At 60.4% G+C, this 20,625-nt stretch carries 11 protein-coding genes and 1 pseudogene; 9 read left to right on the top strand and 3 right to left on the bottom strand.

Annotated elements, in window-relative coordinates; translation table 11 throughout:
* Positions 1 to 1,018: 1,018 nt before the first annotated feature.
* From ACFSKT_RS14895 to ACFSKT_RS14870, 6 genes are all read left to right on the top strand, one after another.
* The gene (locus ACFSKT_RS14895) at positions 1,019 to 1,609 is read left to right on the top strand and encodes a DUF4912 domain-containing protein (RefSeq protein ID WP_377721767.1); all 591 of its coding nucleotides are present in this window, start codon (positions 1,019 to 1,021) and stop codon (positions 1,607 to 1,609) included.
* Complete coding sequence (locus ACFSKT_RS14890) at positions 1,521 to 4,406, top strand: 1,4-alpha-glucan branching protein domain-containing protein (protein ID WP_377721989.1); 2,886 nt, start codon at positions 1,521 to 1,523, stop codon at positions 4,404 to 4,406. The genes ACFSKT_RS14895 and ACFSKT_RS14890 overlap by 89 nt, the downstream gene beginning before the upstream one ends.
* A gap of 14 nt (positions 4,407 to 4,420) precedes the next feature.
* A complete protein-coding gene (locus tag ACFSKT_RS14885; protein WP_377721766.1) occupies positions 4,421 to 6,808 on the top strand; it encodes a sugar phosphate nucleotidyltransferase in 2,388 nt (795 codons plus the stop codon).
* A 46-nt stretch (positions 6,809 to 6,854) separates the two neighbouring features.
* On the top strand, positions 6,855 to 7,094 hold the full coding sequence (locus tag ACFSKT_RS14880; RefSeq protein WP_377721765.1) for a KTSC domain-containing protein: 240 nt from the start codon (positions 6,855 to 6,857) through the stop codon (positions 7,092 to 7,094).
* A complete protein-coding gene (locus tag ACFSKT_RS14875) occupies positions 7,091 to 9,100 on the top strand; it encodes a glycoside hydrolase family 15 protein (protein WP_377721764.1) in 2,010 nt (669 codons plus the stop codon). Before ACFSKT_RS14880 ends, ACFSKT_RS14875 begins: the two co-directional genes overlap by 4 nt.
* Positions 9,101 to 9,501: 401 nt before the next feature.
* Positions 9,502 to 10,515: a C40 family peptidase gene (locus ACFSKT_RS14870; RefSeq protein WP_377721763.1), complete on the top strand. Its 1,014-nt coding sequence runs from the start codon at positions 9,502 to 9,504 to the stop codon at positions 10,513 to 10,515.
* A 99-nt stretch (positions 10,516 to 10,614) separates the two neighbouring features.
* Here ACFSKT_RS14870 and ACFSKT_RS14865 read toward each other — a convergent pair.
* Together ACFSKT_RS14865 and ACFSKT_RS14860 are read right to left on the bottom strand one after the other, a co-directional pair.
* Positions 10,615 to 11,281, bottom strand: a pseudogene (locus ACFSKT_RS14865) (NAD(P)-dependent malic enzyme); the annotation flags it as partial.
* A gap of 293 nt (positions 11,282 to 11,574) precedes the next feature.
* On the bottom strand, positions 11,575 to 12,690 hold the full coding sequence (locus ACFSKT_RS14860; protein ID WP_377721762.1) for an MGDG synthase family glycosyltransferase: 1,116 nt from the start codon (positions 12,688 to 12,690) through the stop codon (positions 11,575 to 11,577).
* Between the two features lie 318 nt (positions 12,691 to 13,008).
* Between ACFSKT_RS14860 and kapB the strand changes: the two genes are divergently transcribed.
* Both kapB and ACFSKT_RS14850 read left to right on the top strand, forming a co-directional pair.
* Complete coding sequence (gene kapB / locus ACFSKT_RS14855; RefSeq protein WP_377721761.1) at positions 13,009 to 13,398, top strand: kinase-associated lipoprotein KapB; 390 nt, start codon at positions 13,009 to 13,011, stop codon at positions 13,396 to 13,398.
* 67 nt (positions 13,399 to 13,465) lie between these two features.
* Positions 13,466 to 14,026 carry an orotate phosphoribosyltransferase gene (locus ACFSKT_RS14850; protein ID WP_377721760.1) on the top strand — a complete coding sequence of 187 codons (561 nt, stop codon included), beginning with the start codon at positions 13,466 to 13,468 and terminating at the stop codon, positions 14,024 to 14,026.
* 102 nt (positions 14,027 to 14,128) lie between these two features.
* Here the strand turns inward: ACFSKT_RS14850 and ACFSKT_RS14845 are convergent, their stop codons facing one another.
* A complete protein-coding gene (locus ACFSKT_RS14845; protein ID WP_377721759.1) occupies positions 14,129 to 15,484 on the bottom strand; it encodes a stalk domain-containing protein in 1,356 nt (451 codons plus the stop codon).
* 360 nt (positions 15,485 to 15,844) lie between these two features.
* Between ACFSKT_RS14845 and gltB the strand changes: the two genes are divergently transcribed.
* A complete protein-coding gene (gene gltB, locus ACFSKT_RS14840) occupies positions 15,845 to 20,449 on the top strand; it encodes a glutamate synthase large subunit (protein WP_377721758.1) in 4,605 nt (1,534 codons plus the stop codon).
* Positions 20,450 to 20,625 lie beyond the last annotated feature (176 nt).

Raw genomic sequence — 20,625 nt, 5'->3', positions numbered from 1 at the left:
GTATGAAGCTTTGTCCGCAAGGACAACAGCGTGCCAAGCTCGAACCACCCGCCCACCGCGAACAATCGTGTCAGCACGAAAACGGTGTCCAGAGGGCGAAGCCCTTTGGTTCCCCTCGGCGGAGGGGGAAGGGGGAGGTGCTGCTAGGAAGGGTGCGCCCACAAGCGCATGAAGCCTTGTCCGCAAGGACAAAAGCGTGCCAAACTCGAACCACCCGCCCAACGCGAACAATCGTGCCAGCACGAAAAGGGTGTCCAGAGGGCGAAGCCCTATGGTTCCCCTCGGCGGAGGGGGAAGGGGGAGGGAAAACGGAAGGGTGCGCCCACAAGCGCATGAAGCCTTGTCCGCAAGGACAAAAGCGTGCCAAACTCGAACCACCCGCCCACCGCGAACAATCGTGTCAGCACGAAAACGGTGTCCAGAGGGCGAAGCCCTTTGGTTCCCCTCGGCGGAGGGGGAAGGGGGAGGTCGCACGCGCATGAAGCTTTGTCCGCAAGGACAACAGCGTGCCAAACTCGAACCACCCGCCCAACGCGAACAATCGTGCCAGCACGAAAAGGGTGTCCAGAGGGCGAAGCCCTATGGTTCCCCTCGGCGGAGGGGGAAGGGGGAGGGAAAACGGAAGGGTGCGCCCACAAGCGCATGAAGCCTTGTCCGCAAGGACAAAAGCGTGCCAAACTCGAACCACCCGCCCACCGCGAACAGTCGTATCAGCACGAAAAGGGTGTCCAGAGGGCGAAGCCCTTTGGTTCCCCTCGGCGGAGGGGGAAGGGGGAGGTCGCACGCGCATGAAGCTTTGTCCGCAAGGACAAAAGCGTGCCAAACTCGAACCACCCGCCCAACGCGTACAATCGTGCCAGCACGAAAACGGTGTCCAGAGGGCAAAGCCCTTTGGTTCCCCTCGGCGGAGGGGGAAGGGGGAGGCAGCCCGGGATTTATTGCATACTTCCAAGAAGGGAATGCCATTCTAATGACGTTGGTTACCCGCAAATGCGCGAGAGGAGGCGGCTTTAAGCCGATGCTGTATCATCAGGAACTGCCCGACCGCTATGACAAAGATTTGCTTCATCTGCTGGTTCGGGACGCCCATACGCTGTACGTCTACTGGGAGATCGGCAACCGCCGGCGCTGGCTGGCCGCGCAGCATTTCCAGACGGACTGGCACTTCCTGCCGAAGGTGCTGCGCGTCTATGACGTCACCAACGTCTACTTTAACGGCAGCAACGCGAACGGTTATTTTGATATCGAGACGAACCCGGAGGCGAACAACTGGTATATCGGCGGCGTCCGGGCAGGCTGTACATATCTCGTGGATTTCGGCACTTACACGTGGAACCGGCAATTCGTGCCGCTGATGCGCTCGAATTTCGCCGCCGTGCCGCGCGATGCCGCCCCTGGTTTCGGCGAGCCGGTGATCCCGGCCAGGCCGACGGTCCATCCGTACGGCGAGCGCGTCCTGCCTCATCTTTTCGAGAATATGCAGACCCTCGCCCAGATTCAGAAAGGAGGCATTCGTCTTGATGATGAACAAAATCCGGCCGAAGCCGGTCTGCAAAGGGTATATCACCCTGGTGCTGCACATGCATCTGCCTTACATACGTCACCATGACCGGGACGATTATTTAGAAGAACGATGGTTTTACGAAGCCATGCTGGAAACGTATTTGCCGCTGCTGGAGATGATGGAGCGGCTGGACGGGGACGGCGTCGATTTTCGCATGACGCTCTCCATGACCCCGACGCTGCTGGCCCTCCTGGAGGATCCGCTCATGCAGCAGCGCTTCCTCGCGCATCTGGATAAATTGATCCGCCTGGCGGAGAGCGAGACGAAGCGGCTCAAGGACGATCCGGCCCTGCTGCCGCTCGCGCATATGTACAAGGAACGCTTCGAGCATTACAAAGCGATGTACCTCGCCGGAGGCATGGCGCTCATCCCGCGCTTCAAGGCGCTGCAGGATGCCGGCAAAATCGAGATTATGACCAGCGCCGCGACCCACGCGTTCCTGCCGCTCGTCAAGACGGAGGAAGCGATCAAGGCGCAGATCGCGACCGCGGTGAACGATTACGTCCGTCATTTCGGGCAGCGCCCGCAAGGGATTTGGCTTCCCGAATGCGCCTATAGCGTCGGCATCGACCGCATCTTGCGCCAGTATGGCATTCATTATTTCTTATGCGATTCCACCGCCGTCCAATATGCGACCCCCCGGGCCAACCGCGAGCTGTACGCGCCGCTCCTCACGCCGTACGGCGTGACGGCGTTCCCGCGCGATCCCGCGTCCGCCCAGCAGGTGTGGAGCTCGACGGACGGCTACCCCGGCGATTTCGATTACCGGGAGTACTACCGCGACATCGGCTGGGATTTGGGTTGGGAGTCCGAAGAAGCGTGGCGTTACATAAAGCCGTACGTCCTGCCGACGAACGAGCGGGTCAACACGGGCATCAAATATTATCGCATTACCTCCAAGGGCTCGTACAAGGAGCCATACAACCCGGAATGGGCGCGCGGCAAGGCGGCGATGCAGGCGGACCACTTCATCGCATGCCGCCAAGCCGAGGCCGAGCACGCTTTCGGCTTCCTCGACCGGACGCCGCTCATGCTGTCTCCGTACGACGCCGAGCTGTTCGGCCATTGGTGGTACGAAGGGCCGATCTGGCTGGAGGAGCTGTGCCGCAAGCTTTATTACGACCAGCATACGATCAGGATGATCACGCCGTCGGAATATTTGGCCCAGTACCCGCTGGCGGACACGGGCAAAATCAATGATTCGAGCTGGGGACGCCATTCGTCGTCCGAGGTGTGGCTGCAGGGGCATAACGATTGGATTTATCGCCATCTGCACCAAGCGGAGGAGCGGATGATCCGCGTCGCCGGCGCGCATGCGGAATTGGCGGGCGCAGGCGAGAACGCGCTGCGCGCGCTGACGCGGCGGGCGCTGAATCAGGCCGCGCGCGAGCTGATGCTGGCGCAGAGCAGCGACTGGGCGTTCATCATGGATGCGGGCACGGTCGTCGAATACGCGGTGAACCGGACGAAGCGCCATCTGCTCGATTTCCACCGGCTGTGCGACATGCTGGATCACGAATCGCTCGACCCGGAATGGATCGCGACGCTCGAGGAACGGGACAACTGCTTCCCGCTGGTTAGCTTTGCGGACTACGTGCCGATCGACGTGCCGTCGCCCGTCGCGCTGCTGTCGGCTTCGCGTCTGGATCGGGTGATGGAGCGGACGCGGAACAAGCGCAACACGTTCATGCTCGCCTGGGAATATCCGCCGAAGAACGTCGGTGGACTGTCGAAGGCGGTCAGCGAGCTGGCGCAGGAGCTGGCCAGACGGGGCGAGGCGGTGCACGTGGTGACGACCTCGCAATTCGGAGCGCCTTATTTCGAAGAGAAGGACGGCGTCTTCGTCCATCGGGTGCCGGTGCTGCATTCGGGCGACACGGACTTTTACCATTGGATGTTCGAGATGAACTTGGCGATGACCGACCATCTGGTACAGTGGATCGAGGCGGGCGGTCGGGTTGACCTGCTGCATGCCCACGACTGGATGGTCTATTATACGGCGCGCGAAATCAAGATGAGCTACCGCATTCCGCTCGTGGCGACGATCCACGCGACGGAGTGGGGGCGCAACGGCGGCGCGCTCCATACGGAACTGCAGCACAATATCCACCGGCTGGAAGCGGGGCTCTGCTACGAGGCGGCGAAAGTCATCGTCTGCAGCACGCCGATGGTGGAGGAGGTTCGCCGCTGCTTCCAGCTGTCGGAGGAGAAGATCGCCCTCGTGCCGAACGGGATCGACGTTCACGTGGAGGAAGCGGCGCAGCCCAAGCAGGAGGAAGGGCGCGTCATCTTCTTCATCGGGCGGCTCGTCTTCGAGAAAGGCGTGCAGGTGCTGCTGCATGCCGCGCCGCAAATTCTGCACCATGTACCGGACGCGCGAATCGTCATCGCCGGCAGCGGGCCGATGGAGCATGCGCTGCGGCAGCAGGCGGCCAATCTGGGGGATCGCGTCCGGTTCGTCGGCTTCGTGAGCGACCAGGAGAAAAGCGCCTGGATGGCGCGGGCGGACGTCGTCGTCATTCCGAGCCTGTACGAGCCGTTCGGTCTTGTGGCGCTCGAGGCGATGCGGTACCGCAGGCCGCTCGTCGTCTCGGATACGGGCGGACTTGCGAGCATCGTGGAGCACGGCGTGCACGGCTTCAAAGCGCTGCCGGGCCATGTAGACTCGCTCGCTTGGCACGTGACCGAATCGCTGATGAATCCCGGCCAAGCCGAATCGATGGCCGAGAACGCGTACGAGAAGCTCGTCACCGAATATCAATGGGAGCGATTGGCGCAGCGCGTTAGCGGCATCTATGGGGATGCCGTGGATCGGCAGTTCGCCGCGAACGCGCAGAGCTAAGGAGGGGATGAAGGATGAAAGCAGTCATTATGGCGGGCGGCAAAGGAACGCGGCTCCGGCCGCTGACGTGCTCGCTGCCCAAACCGATGGTCCCGCTGCTGAGCAAGCCGTGCATGAGTTATATAATCGAACTGCTCAGACGGCACGGATTGACCGACATCGCGGTGACGACTCAGTACATGCCGGAGGCGATCACCCGTTATTATGGCGATGGGCGCGAGCACGGCGTGAACCTGCGGTATTATGACGAGACGGTCCCGCTCGGGACGGCGGGCAGCATCAAGAACGCGGCGGATTTCCTGGACGAGCGATTCGTCGTCATTAGCGGCGACGCGCTGACCGACATCGATATTGCCGATGCGGTCCGATTTCACGAACAGAGCGGATCCGCGGCGACGCTCGTCCTGGCCCGGGTGACGCGCCCGCTGGAGTTCGGCGTCGTGCAGACCGATGCGTCCGGCCGCATCGTCCGGTTCCAGGAGAAGCCGGATTGGCCGGAGGTGTTCAGCGACACGGTCAATACGGGTATATATATTGTGGAGCCGGATGTGCTTGCCCATATTCCCGCCGGGAGAGAGTACGACTTCAGCAAGGAGCTGTTCCCTTCTCTTATGGAAGCAGGCATCCCGCTCTATGGATACGTAACGGACCGCTACTGGTCGGATATCGGGAATATTGATCAATACAAGCAGACGCAGTTCGACATGCTGGACGGCAAAGTTGAGGTACAATTGGAGGGACACCCCCTAATGCCCGGCGTGTGGGCGCACGAGGATGCGCAGCTGGATGAGTCGGTCCGCATTCTCGGACCCGCTTATATTGGCAAAGGGGCGCGCGTCGAGTCCGGCACGGTGCTCGGGCCATATTCCATCATCGGCCATTCCGCCCGCGTGGGCGGCGCCTCCGAGCTGGAACGCTCGATTATTTGGGATAACGCCCAGCTCGGACAAGCTGTCGAGATGCGGGGCGCCCTGCTGTGCAACCACAGCGCGATCGGCGACGGCTCCCGGCTTAAAGCGCAGTCCGTCGTTGGCAGCCATTGCCGGATCGGCCGCAGGGCAACGGTCGCCAGCCACGTGCACGTCTGGCCGGAGAAAGAAATCCAGGACGACGCGCATGTGCCGACCTCGCTCATCTGGGGCGGCGCGGCCGCCACCCGACTGATAGGCGATTGGGGCGCCCAGGGCCTGGCTGGCGTCGAGATGACGCCCCAGAGCGCGGCTCGGTTCGCCCAGGCCTACGGTTCCCAGCTTCCCGAAGGGAGCCGGCTGCTCGTGACGAATTCGGAGCATCCGTATGCGGCGGTCATGAAAGAATCGATCATCCCCGCGCTGCAGACCGCCTGCATCGACGTCATCGACGGCGGAACGACGCTGCCGGATGCTGCCCGCGCCTACATGCTGGATGCGGGCATGGATGGCTACATCCACATCCAGCACGCGGCCGGCGAGAGCGAGGTCCGCATCCGGTTCGAATGCGGAGACGCCGCGGGCCTGCCCATCGCGAGCGCCTTGGCGCGAAAGGTCGAATCCGCCTACAATCACAACGATTTTCGACGAGTTCAGCCGGATTCGCTGGGTGGACGAGGGGAAACGTATGTGAATGACGTCTATGCCAGACGCTTCACCGAGACGGCCGGCTGGGCGGGCGAGGAACTCGGCACGGTGGCGATCTGCTGCGATCCCGGCATCTTCGGCCTTGCGGCCGCGCTGCTCGGGCCGGGCGCTGCGCGCATTGTGTACGCGGGATCGCCGGACGAGCATGCGTTATGGCCGCTCATGGCTAGCGCCGACTTGAAGCTGATGCTCGACGAAAGCGGCCGGACGCTTCGGGTGCTGGATGCGCGGGGCGAGCCGATCGAGGGCGACGATCTGCTCTGCCTGGCGGTCGCGGCCGTCAGCCATTGCAGCCGCGGCCGGACGTTCGGCCTCCCGGTCGATGCGCCGGCCGTCGCGGAATCGATCGCTGAAGGATTAGGCGGCCAAGTCCGCCGGACGAAGAATGATCCGCGCTCGATGCTGGAGGCGACGGACGATCCGCTGTTTCACCCCGTCTTGAACGGATTGTATGCCGCGGCGATGCTCATGCGCCATATGGCGCGATCCGGGCAGCGGCCCGAAGAGATCCTCGCGGCGATTCCGCCGCAATACCGGGCCCGGGAGTGGATCGATTGTCCGTGGGAACGCAAAGGCTCGATTTTCCGGCTGTTGTCGGAGCGGCACGAGTCGGAGGCGACCGAATGGCCGGGCGGACTTCGCTTCGATCACGTCGACGGGAGCGTGCTCGTCCTGCACGCGACGGACGCGCCGCTGCTGCAGCTCGTCGTCGAGACCGACTCGCACGAAAAACTGGACTGGATGACGCAGAAATATCGGGAAGAAATCGCGCAATACCTCATATAGTTAGGGAATGACGATAGCTGAACATATGCTGAAGGAGGGGAATTGGATGCTATTACCGGTCGAATCGAAGCAAATCGCATTTTGTTCGTACAACGAGGATAAGGCGGAGCTGCAGCTCTATTTCCACACGGGAGAGGTCGTCGCTTATCATTCGGTGCCGAAGTCCGATTATATGTCGGTGGTCGAATCCACGAACCGGCTGGACGCGCTTATGAGGCTGACGCAGAAGGGCCATGTGCCGTTCGGCACGGAAGCCCATCTACCCACAGTCGGTGAAATGACATGACGAGGCACATCGCGCTCGGTAATGGCCAGTTACTCGTGAATATCGACGGCAATGCCTATATCCGCGATATTTATTATCCCTACGTGGGGCAATACAATCACGTTGGCGGCCAAATGTGCCGCTTCGGCATTTGGGTCGATGGTCAGTTCAGCTGGCTCGACAATCCGAGCTGGCGCAAGGAAAGCCGCTACGCGGACTCGACGCTGGTCGCCATTACCGAAGCGGTGCACGAGAATCTGGGCATCCGGCTCGTCATCTACGACGGGGTTCACCAACGGGATCCGGTGCTGCTGCGCAGCGTCGAGATCACGAATGAACGAGACGAGGAGCGCGAGGTGCGCCTGTTCTTCCACCAGGACTTGAGCATCGGGGAAAGCGAAGTCGGCGACACCGCCGCTTTCCTGCCGGAGAACGGAAGCTTGTTCCATTATAAACGCAACTTCTACTTCATGTTCAACGGGTGGGGCGGCAGAGGCGGCATCTCGCAATATTCGATCGGAATCAAGCGGTTCGGCGGGGCGCAGGGGACCTGGGTCGACGCGGAGGACGGCCATCTGATGGGCAATCCGATCTCGCAGGGCTCGGTCGACAGCACGGCCGGCCTGACCATCCTCGTGCCCGGCGGTTCGACGGAGCGGGCAAGTTATTGGATGTCGGTCGGCCGCAATCTGCAGGACGTGAAACTGCTCGACCAGTATGTGCGGGACAATCGGCCGGAGAAGCTGCTGCGCCGCGTGGCCGTCTATTGGGAGGGCTGGGCGACGAAGGTGAAGCGGGACTTCGGCGGCATGAGCGATCGGGCGATCCGCCTGTTTCGGCACAGTCTGCTGACGATTCGCACGCAGACCGACATCCGCGGGGCCATTACGGCGGCAAACGATTCGGATATTTTGCAATATAACCGGGACCACTACAGCTACGTCTGGCCGCGGGACGGCGCGATGATCGCGATGGCGATGTCGGACGCGGGCTATCCGGAGCTGGTCGAGCCGTTCTTCGTCTTCTGTACCGAGGGATTGTCGCCGGAGGGCTACCTGCACCATAAGTACAATCCGGACGGGACGGTCGGCTCCAGTTGGCATCCGTTCCTCGCTGACGGACTGCCGCAGCTGCCGATCCAGATCGACGAGACGGGCCTCGTGCTGCATGCGTTCTGGAAGCTGTACGAGAAGCACGGCGACATCGCCTTTGCCCAATCGCTCTATAAGCCGCTGGTTGTACGCGCCGGCAAGTTCCTTATGAACTACGTGGACGCCGAGACCGGATTGCCGGCACCCTGCTACGATTTGTGGGAGGAACGCCACGGCATCTACACGTATTCGGTATCCGCGGTTCATGCTGGCTTGACCGCCGCATCGAACTTCTGCCGGCTCTTCGGCAACGAGGAGCGGGCCGAACGGTTCCAGAAGGCGGCGGACGAGATGAAGGCGAGCATCGTGAAGCATCTGTGGGATGAGGAGGAAGGGCGGTTTATTCGCGGCTTGTACCGCCGAGGCGGGCAATGGGTCAAAGATATGACGCTCGAGAGCAGTATTTACGGTATCGCGGCATTCGGCGTGCTGCCGACGACCGATCCGCGCGTGAACAGCACGATGAACGCGATTGCCCAAGGCCTGCTCGTGCGCACGCCGGTCGGCGGCATCGCCCGCTACTACAACGACTACTACTTCCAACGTACCGGCAACTTGCAGGAGGCGCCGGGCAATCCGTGGATCATCTGCACGTTATGGGTGGCCGATTGGAAGATCGAATCGGCGACGACGCTGGGCGAACTCCAAGCAGCCAGCCAGACGATCGAATGGGTCGCCGACCACGCGCTGCGCACCGGCATGCTGCCGGAGCAGCTGGATCCGTTCAGCGGATCGCCGCTGTCCGTTACGCCGCTGACCTGGTCGCACGCGACGTACGTGAACACGTGCGTGAAGTATATGGATAAGTATCGCGAGCTTGCTGCGGCATCGGGAGCCAAGCAGGAAGAACAGGCGCCGCAGTATTCGCAGGGATAAGGCATAATCAGGCATAAACACGCTAGAATGCGCAAACGGTAAATGTTTCTAGGATATTCAGCTTACTCCTTATAATTGAGTCTATAGTCCTATCCATTTAGCCGATTGTCATACGTCCCCTTTGAGGCGCTCCGACCGGAGAGGCCAAGCGATTCGTTCGCTTGGGCATCTCCGCCGGAGCGCTTTTTGGGTTGCCGCGGCAATTGAGACTTGCCGCTCATGGGACCCGGGAAGATGGGACGAGCGGTCGATAGCGGATAGTCCGCCAAACTTCGTACAATGGTGCCAGGACAAGCGAGCACAACCTTGCCGAGACAGGTTGCAGCATTACGATTCATAGGCGCTAGGTAATGACGTGAGACATGCGATTAACGACAACATGACAACGGGGGTACCTAACGATGAAGAAACTTACCGCAATGACGATGATCTCGATTCTTGCCGCTTCCATCTCGATGCCGATCGCCGCGATGGCGCAGACCGGACCAGCCGAAATCCAGGCTTCCGTCTCGTTTCGCGAGAAGCCGTCCACGAGCGGGGCGTTTATCCGCTATCTGAAAACGGGCGAAGACGTCACGGTGCTAAGCGAAGTGAACGCATACTGGCTCCAAGTCAGAGACAGTGCAGGACGAGTCGGCTATATGTCCAGCGCGGACAAATATATTGATTATACGACATCGGTCAGCGCGCCGTCCTCGGGCACGACGAACGCGGTTGCCGCGTCGTCCGCGTCCTTCCGGACCGGTCCTTCCACGAGCGCGGAGCGCATCCGCTATCTGAAGACGGGCGAACCGCTGACGATTATCGGCCAGCCGAACAGCTACTGGTATCTGGTGCAGGACGGAAACGGCGTCCAAGGGTATGTGAGCTCGGATCCGAAGTACGTGACGACGAATTATTCGGTCGGCACGGGCGGCGGCTCGACGGGCGGCGCGGTGCAGACGCCTCCCGTGCAGACGCCTCCCGTGGACACGAACGCTTCCATCGAAGCGGTAATCGCGGCCGGCATGAAATATTGGGGCACGCCTTACGAATACAGCTCCGACCGTAACACGACGACGACGTTCGACTGCTCGGATTTCGTGCGGACGGCGTTCCGCGAAGGCATGGGCCTGACCCTGCCGGCCGATTCCCGCGGGCAGGGCGAATACGTCCAGAGCAAAGGCGCGGTGAAGACCGACTGGCGCAGTCTGAAGCGGGGCGATCTGATGGTCTTCATGTCCTATAAGGGGACGAGCGCGTCGAATTACGCGGGCGTAAACAAGGCCACGGCGACGATCACGCACGTCGGCATCTATCTGGGCGACGGCAAAGTGCTGCACACGTATTCGACGGCTTCCGGCGGCGTTCGCACGAGCGACATCGCTGGCAAGCACTGGGAGTACCGCTTCCTGTACGGAGGCAGCGTGCTGTAAATTAGTTCTCTTTCGAGCGGACTTATACGGGATTACCAAGAAGGACATCCGGCCGTCAATCGGCGCGGATGTCCTTCTTTGACGTTCCGTCTGATCCTGCTACTCGCGCGCTTGCCTGCGCGCCACGCCGGTCGCCGCAGCGGCCTGCACGACGCGGCGGCGCACCTTCTCAACGCCCCGCCCATTGAACACGCTCGGCACGATATAGAGCGGGCTCAGCACGTCTTCGCCGATGACCGAGGCGATCGCCTCGGCGGCGGCCAGCTTCATCGCTTCGTTGATATGGGTGGCGCGGTAGTCGAGCGCCCCACGGAAGATACCGGGGAAGCAGGGCGCATTGTTGATCTAATTCGTCGCCGATGCCGCAGATGACGATCCGCGCCTCGCTTAAGGATCGCTCGGCCAGCTTGAGCGCGTTCAGCAGCCCGGCATATAGGACAACCGCAGTCCCATGCTGGTCGTCGTGGAAGACCGGGATGTCCAGCTCGGCCTGAAGCCGGCACTCGATCTCGAAGCAGCGCGGGGCGGCGATATCTTCGAGGCTAATGCCGCCGAAGCCGGGCGCAAGCGCCTTCACCGCGGCGATGACGGCCTCCGTATCCTGCGTGTCCAGACAGATCGGAAAGGCGTCCACGTCGGCGAACTCTTTGAACAGCATCGCTTTGCCCTTCACCTCCGGCATGGCGGCGTAAGGACCGATATTGCCGAGGCCGAGGACGGCGACCGTGCTGCGCTTGATCGTCAAATTGAACGCCTTCGCCGTGTCGAGCTCCGCCGCAAAATGATCGTTTTCCCGTCGAGCGAGCGGTTCGTCATGGCTAGCCCTCCTTGTCCATGTCGCCCCTATATTTACCCCGATCGGGAATGCCTATTCAGCGGAGAGGGGACAACTTTTGTTGACACGTTCGATGCTGCCGCATCGGATTCGGCGAGAATGCCGCGGCAGGCGACGGTTCAGGTCGTCGAAGAGGCGCTCGTTCGGCCAACCCTCATGTTTAACTCGGAAGACCTTCTTCCGGGCCTATTGCGGTGCGAAAGGGCGGGCCAAAAGAAAAACCGTCACTGCATAAACTGCAGGACGGCACGGGAGCATTGCATCGGATTATAATATTGATTCCGCTTGGTCAGCAGTTTTCGTCTAAATTGGTCGGAGGCGTAAGGCTCCTGTATTAAGTCGAACCATCGTTTGACGGTGGCGGCGGACTCCAGCATTTCGCCGAACCCCTGCTGCACGAAATATTCGCAATTCTCTTCCTCCTGGCCGGGGATCGGCTCGTAGAACAGCATCGGGATGCCTTTGCTCAGCCCCTCGGTGCACGTCATGCCGCCCGGCTTCGTCACGAGCAGATCGGAAATGTCCATCAGCTTGCTGACTTCCCGGGTAAAGCCGATGACCCGCACGTTCGGGTGCTGAAACCGGGGGTCGGCGAGCAGGCGCGCGCGCGATTCTTCATTATTCCCCACGCAATAAATGAGCTGGACGCGTTCGCGGTACTCGGTCATATAGGCGAGCAGGTCGTCGCTGTTCATAAGCCCCCATCCACCGCCCATGATGAGCACCGTCGGCATCGGCTTCAAGCCGAATTGCGCTCGAATCTCGGCTTTGTCGTGCGTATGCCAGAAATTCGGATGCACGGGGATGCCCGTCACTTCGATCCGCTGAGCCGGAATGCCGCGCTCGAGCAGCTTCTCCATCACGATCGGGGTGGAGACGAGGTATTTGGTCACCTCGTTGCTGGTCCACGTGCCGTGGGCGTCATAATCCGTAATCAGCGTGAACAGCGGAACATCCAGCCCGAGCCGCTTCAGCCGGGCGACGACCGCGTTCGGCACCGGGTGGGTGCAGACGATCAGATCGGGCTTGAGCTGTTCGATGACTTGGGAGGTATGGGTATAAAAAATGCGGTGCAACGCAAGCTGGGTGAGCCGGTTGAGCGATTTCTTGTATTGTCTGCGGTACATGATGCCGACAAGCTTCGGCTGTTTGCTGACCGTTTTGCGGTAAGCGTTCACAATCATCGGCCCCAGCACCGGATTCAGGAACTTCCCGAGCTCGATGACGCGAGTTTGGATTCCCGGATCCAACTCGCGCAGACCGACGGCCAGCGCGTAGGCGGCTTGGGTATGTCCGGAGCCGAACCCTTCCGAGAGCAACAGCACTCGTTTCTTGCGCATCTTCTCACCTGCTTTTCTGTATAGAGACGAAGGACTTCGGTCGCCCGCCATCTGTTCTCCGCGGCTTATCTTATACCATATTACTTCGGCGGGAGCGCTAACACAAGATTGCAACGCCCATCTAAGCTGTAAAGCGGTACAAATAGCGCCTAAAAATTAGGTAAATTCCCAAAGGGGCTTGCATCCCCCCATGAATACCGACGAGCAAGTCGGGTAAAAAGATGATAGCGCTTGCTTTTTCCCGCAACTTGCTTCCTCTTCGCTACTTCCGATATGCTAGGAACAGAATAGTTCAAACGAATGGAGCGTGAACGCGTCATGAGAGCAGGCGAACCCTACCGTCCGGAAGCGGGCGAACTGGTCAACGCGAAGGTAAAGACGGGAGAATACATCGGAGAAGTGGTCGAAGCCGGCGGACCTCGCGCGCTCGTGAAGATTCTGGCGGTGCGCAAGCATCCGGAGCAGGGGGATCTGCACAATCCGTACGACCCCGACGTGCCGATGTTCCATGAGCGCCGGGCGCTCAGCTACACGGAGAAGACGAACGTGCCTTATGGCGACTTGTCGCCTTTCCGCGGCGACGTGCCGGATTACCGGAGCTCGCTTATGGCCGCGCTGGCGCGCGAGATGGAAGCGCTGGACAAGCTGAAGCGCTGGGCGGAGAAGGGATTAAGTTCTCTCGAGGCGCTCAGCCGGGAGTACAAGTAGCATGGACGCCGCCGGCGGCAAGCCTCATCGTCCGTTTATTTCAGCGAAGGAGGCGATCTTTCTTACCATGGACAAGCAAATGATGGCCGAGGAAATCTATAAGCTCGCGCATTGGAACGGGGAAGTACGCATGCGCTCCGGCGCGACAAGCGACAATTACGTCGATCCGTACCGGTTCGAATCCGACCCGCGGCTCATGGGCGCGATCGCGTGGGAGATGTCCACGTTCGTGCCGGTCGGCACGCAGGTGCTGGCGGGGCTAGAGCTGGGCGGCATTCCCCTTGTAACCGTGCTGTCCTTGGAGACGCGGCTGCCGGCCGTGTTCGTGCGCCTGAAGGCGCAGCAGTACGGGACCGGGCGGGTCGCGGAGGGCGCGGAGATCTCGGGCAAGCGCGTCTGCGTTATCAAGGACCTCGTCTCTACGGGTGCGCAGGTGCTGCAAAGCGTAACGGATCTTCGCGCGGCCGGGGCGAACGTGACCGACGTCATCTGCGTGATCGAGCAGGATCCGGAAGGCCGCCGGAACATTGAAGCGGCCGGCCTGCGCTTCCATTCGCTCTTCACCATCGAGGAGTTGACCCGCATCGGCCTCGGCGGCGAGGAAGGCAAGCCGTACATGGAGGAGTAGACGCCCGCATCGCGCGGGCGAACCGAAAAAACCAGCCTGGAAACGGTCGACATGCGGCCGGTTCCCAGACTGGTTTTTTTGCGCTTAATATAGGAAGGAAAATTATGGATTAATAAATGCCGTTTTGATTGTCTTGCGGTAGACGACCTGATAGCCAAGACCCTCCGACAATGCCGCGAGGGGCAAATACGTCGAGAGGTTTTTGCCATTCTTCGCGAGGTAGGCCGGCGTTGCCAGCGGCACCGGTTGGCCGTTCACGTTCATCGTCTTTGCGCCGATCGTGAACGCCACTTTCTTGCCTGAAGCCTGAATCGTCGCCGTTTGGGTTTTGCCGTCCCAGGCGAGCGTGGCGCCAAGCGCGCTCGCGACGTCGCGCATCGGCAGGAACGTCGTGTTATTCTTAATAACCGGTTTGTTGCCGCCGGTCAGTTCTTTGCCATTCACGACCAAATGAAGCGGCGTGTCCGCGGCCAGCGGAGCGGCCTTGCGGTAGTCGCCCCAGATGGCGCTCGCAAACTGTTGTCCGATCACCTCGTAGCCGGCATTGTTCGGATGTACGTCTTTGTCGCGAATGGAAGTGAGCATGAATTGCTGGCCGGCGAACGGCGTGGCGATGTCAACGATCGACAATGATACGCCTTCTCCGGCAAGTTTCGACTCCACCGCTTCTAGCGCGTCGTGCAGTGCGGAGACCGCCTTTTCGAGAACGGCATATTGCTCCTCGGTGACCACTTTCACAAACTGGCTTGGCTTCGGAAGCGGCAAATATTGGTCGGCGAGCACGATCTTGGCATCCGGATTCAGGCTGACGATCGCGCGCAGGGAAGCTTCGAGCGTGGCGCTATAGCCTGCGAGCAGATCGTCGAGCAGCTTCTGCAGCTCGGCCGGTTCTACGGTTCTCGATTGCAGCTCCGTAAATATAGGAAGAAAATCGTTGCCGCCGATCGTCATGACGATCAAATCCGCCTCGCTGGCCGCTTCCTTGAGCGCGGCGGACTTGGCGATCGTCTCGGCTGCGTACGGGTATTTGGACAAACCGCTCTGCGCGTCCTCAGCCGCTACCGTCGTGCCTTGAACAGCCGCATCCAGCCAGCTCTTCAAGCCGCCGCTCTTCAGGCCGAGAATGCCGAAGTTCTGCACTTCGGCGGCGCCGCGATAGAGCGCCTGCTCATAGATCCGCCCGACGTAGCCATAGAGCGCCGACGGGTCGGTAATCCCCATCTCGTAGCCGACCGTGAGCGAGTCGCCGATGGCCACGATTTTGTACGGATTGGCGCGGTTGTAAGCGGATACGGGCGCCGCGGCCGCGAGAGGGATTGTCCGGATTTCGGCGATATGCGCTGCGGACGTTTGGTTCGCGTTCGGCGCTGCCGCGCCGGTCTGCGGGAGCGAGCCGGCGAGCAAGATCGCCGCGAGCGAGAGGAGCGTAAGAGGCGTTTTCCTAAAGTTGCTATACAATGAGACCACTTCCTTTTGCTATAGTTAGGCTATATGAATGTTCGAAACTGGCATCTTTCGTAAAAGATCTCTTATCACAATCATAAAAAGAATAAATTGATATCGCAATGGGGTGATGGTATTATCATATAAATACAAAATTTGCGCATTGGATGTTTGAACTGCGGCACATCGAAGCGATAAAGCGAGATTCCGTACAATGAACATCTGTAGAGCCGGAATGTTCGTGCTCTCGAAGATGCGGAAACGGTCGAGGTTGCACTCCTTTTCCATTGTAAGCGATTGTGCTTCTAAATTGAAGCGTAGGGCCGTCATGATTTACGTTTGCACAAAAATCTTCTGATAGAAAGGTTGCACGCAATGAAAGAGAATCGTTTCGGATTGCCGCCGAAGCAAGGTCTATACGACCCGCAGTACGAGAAAGACGCATGCGGGATGGGCTTTGTGGCAAACATCAAGGGGAAAAAGTCGCATACAATCGTCCGTCAGGCGCTCACGGTGCTGGAGAACATGGAACACCGCGGCGGCCAAGGCAGCGAGCCGAATACGGGGGACGGCGCGGGTATCATGCTTCAAATCCCGCACAAGTTCTTCGAGCGCGAGATGAAAGGGCTCGGAATCGAACTGCCAGCAAGCGGCGATTATGCGGTAGGCATGCTGTTCTTGTCCCAGGACGAGACGGTCCGCGGCAAAAACGAGCGCGAGCTGGAGACGATCATCCGCGAGGAAGGACAGACCGTTATCGGCTGGCGCACCGTGCCGACGAACGATGAGAAGCTTGGCAAATCGGCGCTTGCGGTTAAACCGTACGTCCGTCAAGTATTCATCGGCAAATCCGCCGACCTGCAGGACGAAATGTCCTTTGAACGCAAATTGTACGTCATCCGCAAGCGCGCCGAGCTGGCGATTCGCTATGCGGGCGCCGAGGGCGGGGACGTGTTCTACTTCCCGAGCCTTTCGAGCAAGAAAATCGTGTATAAAGGCATGCTCACGACCGAGCAGGTCCGCTCGTTCTACGTGGAGCTCAGCGACGAAGCGGTCGAAACGGCGATTGCGCTCGTCCACTCCCGCTTCTCGACGAACACGTTCCCGAGCTGGGAGCGCGCGCATCCATACCGCTATATGATCCACAACGGCGAGATCAACACGCTGCGCGGCAACGTCAACTGGATGCATGCCCGCCAGTCGCTCTTCGAGAGCGAGCTGTTCGGCAGCGACATGGACAAAGTCAAACCGGTCATTAACCCGGATGGATCCGATACGGCCATGTTCGACAACACGCTGGAATTCCTCTTCCTGTCCGGCCGTTCGCTTCCGCACGTCGCGATGATGATGGTGCCGGAGCCGTGGTCGAACCATGAGACGATGGACGATACGAAGAAAGCCTTCTATGAATACCACAGCACGCTGATGGAGCCATGGGATGGTCCGGCGGCGATGGCATTCACCGACGGCACGCAGATCGGCGCGATCCTCGACCGCAACGGCTTGCGTCCGGCTCGCTATTACGTAACGAAGGACGACCACATCATTCTCGGTTCCGAAGCAGGCACGGTGCCTATCGATCCGGAGAACATCCTATATAAAGACCGTCTGCGTCCAGGCCGCATGCTCTTGGTCGATACGAAGGAAGGCCGCATCATTTCCGACGAGGAAGTGAAAGCCGCGATCGCGGGCGAGCAGCCTTACCGCGAATGGCTGAACGAGCACCTGATCGGACTCGACGATCTGCCGGACGCGCCAGAGCTGCCGGAGCCGGACCATGAGTCCGTCGAACGCCGCCAGCAAGCTTTCGGTTATACATTCGAAGACGTGCGCAAAGTGCTCGAGCCAATGGCAGGCAGCGGCGTAGAGCCGATCGCTTCCATGGGTTACGACGCGCCGCTGGCTATTCTGTCGGAGCGCCCTCAGCGTCTGTACAACTACTTCAAGCAGCTGTTCGCGCAAGTCACGAACCCGCCGATCGACGCGATTCGCGAAGAGATCATCACCGCGACGACGACGACGATCGGACCGGAGCGCAACCTGCTTCATCCGGAGCCGGAGAGCGCGCGCCAGATCTCGCTCGCATCGCCTGTTCTTTCTAATGAAGAGTTCGCCAAATTGCGCCATGTCCGCCGTCCTGGCTTCAAGTCGATCACGCTGCCGATTCTATTCCCGGCTGCCGAAGGCGAAGAAGGGCTGCGCGCGGCGCTTGAGCAAATGAACGAAGCGGCCGACCGCGTCATCGCGAAAGGTCACAACATTCTGATTCTGTCCGACCGCGGCGTTGACCGCGAGAACGCGGCGATCCCGGCGCTGCTGGCCGTCTCCGCGCTGCATCACCATTTGATCCGCGAAGGCACGCGTACGCGCGTCAGCATCCTGCTAGAATCCGGCGAGCCGCGCGAAGTGCATCACTTCGCCCTGCTGCTCGGCTACGGCGTCAGCGCGGTGAACCCGTACCTGGCGTTCGAGACGCTCGACGACATGATCCGCCAAGGCATGCTGCGCGGCGTAACGCACGAGAAAGCGGTCAAGAACTTCATTAAAGCAGCGACGAAAGGCGTTACGAAAATCCTGTCCAAATACGGGATTTCGACGATTCAATCGTACCGCGGCGCGCAAATTTTCGAAGCCGTGGGTCTGCAGGAAGAGCTGATCGAGAAGTACTTCACGTGGACGCCTTCGCGCATCGGCGGCATCGGCCTCGATATCGTCGCGCAAGAGACGCTCAAGCATCACAACCGGGCGTTCGCCGAGCAGGAAGGCCGCGTGAAGGAGCTCGACTCCGGCGGCGAGTACCAATGGCGTAAAGACGGCGAAGACCACCTGTTCAGCCCGCAGACGATCCACACGCTGCAGATGGCTTCGCGTACGAATAACTATGACATGTACAAGAAATTCTCGGCGATGGTGCAGGGCGAAGACAAGAAGCACCTGACGCTCCGCTCGCTGCTGGACTTCAACTTCGACGCGCAGCCGATTCCGCTCGACGAAGTCGAGTCCGTGGAATCGATCGTGAAGCGGTTCAAGACGGGCGCCATGTCGTTCGGCTCCATCAGCAAGGAAGCGCACGAGGCGCTTGCGATCGCGATGAACCGCATCGGCGGCAAGTCCAATACGGGCGAAGGCGGCGAAGATCCGGCGCGCTTCATCCCGGATGCGAACGGCGATTCCCGCCGCAGCGCGATCAAGCAGGTTGCATCCGGCCGCTTCGGCGTGACGAGCAACTACCTGGTCAATGCCGACGAGATCCAGATCAAGATGGCGCAAGGCGCGAAGCCGGGCGAAGGCGGTCAGCTGCCAGGACGCAAGGTCTACCCTTGGGTAGCCGAAGTCCGCGGTTCGACGCCGGGCGTAGGACTTATCTCCCCGCCGCCGCACCATGACATCTATTCGATCGAGGATTTGGCAGAACTGATCCATGACTTGAAGAACGCGAACCCTCGCGCGCGCATCAACGTGAAGCTCGTATCCGAGGTCGGCGTAGGCACGATCGCGGCGGGCGTTGCCAAAGGCCGCGCGGACGTCATTCTCGTCTCGGGTTACGACGGCGGCACGGGCGCATCGCCGCTGGCGTCGATCCGCCATGCGGGCTTGCCGTGGGAGCTTGGCCTTGCCGAGACGCACCAGACGCTGATCCTGAACAACCTCCGCGACCGCGTCGTGGTGGAGACGGACGGCAAAATCATGAACGGCCGCGATCTCGCGATCGCAACGCTGCTCGGCGCTGAAGAATACGGCTTCTCGACGGCACCGCTCGTCGTGCTCGGCTGTATCATGATGCGCGTGTGCCAGCTGGATACCTGTCCGGTCGGCGTCGCGACGCAGAACCCGGAGCTGCGCAAGAAGTTCATGGGCGACCCGAGCCACATGGTCAACTACATGCTCTTCGTCGCACAGGAGTTCCGCGAGATCATGGCGCAATTGGGCTTCCGCACGGTGAACGAAATGGTCGGCCGCGTCGATCGTCTGAAGACGAAAGACCTGATCGATCATTACAAGCTCAAAGGCATCGACTTGACGCCGCTGCTGTACCAAGTGGAGCTGCCGGAAGGCTCCGCGCGTTACCAAGTGCAGGAGCAGAACCACCTGCTGCACGAATCGCTCGACATGCAGAAGCTGCTGCCAGCGGCGCAGCCTGCGCTGGAGAGCGGCGAGCAAGTACGCGCGACGTTCCCGATCGCGAACACGAACCGCGTCGTCGGCACGATCGTGGGCAGCGAAGTCACGCGCCGTTATGGGGCGAAAGGCTTGCCGGAAGATACGATCTCATTCCACTTCGTCGGCTCGGCCGGCCAGAGCTTCGGCGCGTTCGTGCCGAAGGGCATCACGCTCTCCATTGAGGGCGATTCCAACGACTACGTCGGCAAAGGTCTCTCGGGCGGCAAGATTATCGTCGCGCCGTCGCCGAAAGCGACCTTTAAGTCGGAGGAGAACGTCATTATCGGCAACACCGCGTTCTACGGCGCCACGAACGGCGATGCGTATATTCGCGGCATCGCGGGCGAGCGCTTCGCGGTCCGTAACTCCGGCGTTCGCGTCGTCGTCGAAGGCGTAGGCGACCATGGCTGCGAGTACATGACCGGCGGACGCGTCGTCGTCCTCGGCGGCACGGGCCGCAACTTCGCGGCAGGTATGTCCGGCGGCGTCGCATACGTCCTGGATGAAGCCGGCACGTTCTACCAGAACTGCAACCTCGAGATGGTCTTGCTCGAGCGCGTCGAGTCCGAAGCCGAAATAGCCGAGCTGCGCGGCATGATCGAGCGCCACGTGCAGAACACGGGCTCCGCAGTCGGCGACCGCGTCCTGAGCGACTGGGCCACCTACCTGCCGAAGTTCGTCCGCGTTATTCCGAAGGATTACAAGCGGATGCTCGAGCAGATCGAGAAAGTAGAAGCTACCGGCCTTACCGGCGACGCAGCCCTTCTGGCGGCTTTCGAAGCCAACATGAAGGAACTGGCGCGGGTTGGCGGGAATTAATACGAGAAACGAAGAGAGAGCCTCTAAAGGGCTCTCTTTTTTTATTGACTCGCCAGTATCCGACAAAAGGCGATGAAAAAATATGGGAAACTGATCCAGGCTTCGACACACATTGTAGCGATAACGCGATAAAATAAGAAGAGGTAATCTAGAGAGAGAATGTTACATATTGGAGA

It is taken from the genome of Paenibacillus xanthanilyticus (assembly GCF_042682185.1).
Classification (GTDB): Bacteria; Bacillota; Bacilli; order Paenibacillales; family Paenibacillaceae; genus Paenibacillus_Z; species Paenibacillus_Z xanthanilyticus.
Note: the sequence above shows the minus strand (reverse complement) of the source record. Positions and strands in the feature narration are given on the sequence as shown.

Excerpts from the sequence above, each read along its gene's own strand:
- ACFSKT_RS14895 (WP_377721767.1), top strand. The coding sequence starts at position 1,019 with ATGCTGTATCATCAGGAACTGCCCGACCGCTATGACAAAGATTTGCTT.
- ACFSKT_RS14890 (WP_377721989.1), top strand. The coding sequence starts at position 1,521 with ATGATGAACAAAATCCGGCCGAAGCCGGTCTGCAAAGGGTATATCACC.
- ACFSKT_RS14885 (WP_377721766.1), top strand. The coding sequence starts at position 4,421 with ATGAAAGCAGTCATTATGGCGGGCGGCAAAGGAACGCGGCTCCGGCCG.
- ACFSKT_RS14880 (WP_377721765.1), top strand. The coding sequence starts at position 6,855 with ATGCTATTACCGGTCGAATCGAAGCAAATCGCATTTTGTTCGTACAAC.
- ACFSKT_RS14875 (WP_377721764.1), top strand. The coding sequence starts at position 7,091 with ATGACGAGGCACATCGCGCTCGGTAATGGCCAGTTACTCGTGAATATC.
- ACFSKT_RS14870 (WP_377721763.1), top strand. The coding sequence starts at position 9,502 with ATGAAGAAACTTACCGCAATGACGATGATCTCGATTCTTGCCGCTTCC.
- ACFSKT_RS14860 (WP_377721762.1), bottom strand. The coding sequence starts at position 12,690 with ATGCGCAAGAAACGAGTGCTGTTGCTCTCGGAAGGGTTCGGCTCCGGA.
- kapB (WP_377721761.1), top strand. The coding sequence starts at position 13,009 with ATGAGAGCAGGCGAACCCTACCGTCCGGAAGCGGGCGAACTGGTCAAC.
- ACFSKT_RS14850 (WP_377721760.1), top strand. The coding sequence starts at position 13,466 with ATGGACAAGCAAATGATGGCCGAGGAAATCTATAAGCTCGCGCATTGG.
- gltB (WP_377721758.1), top strand. The coding sequence starts at position 15,845 with ATGAAAGAGAATCGTTTCGGATTGCCGCCGAAGCAAGGTCTATACGAC.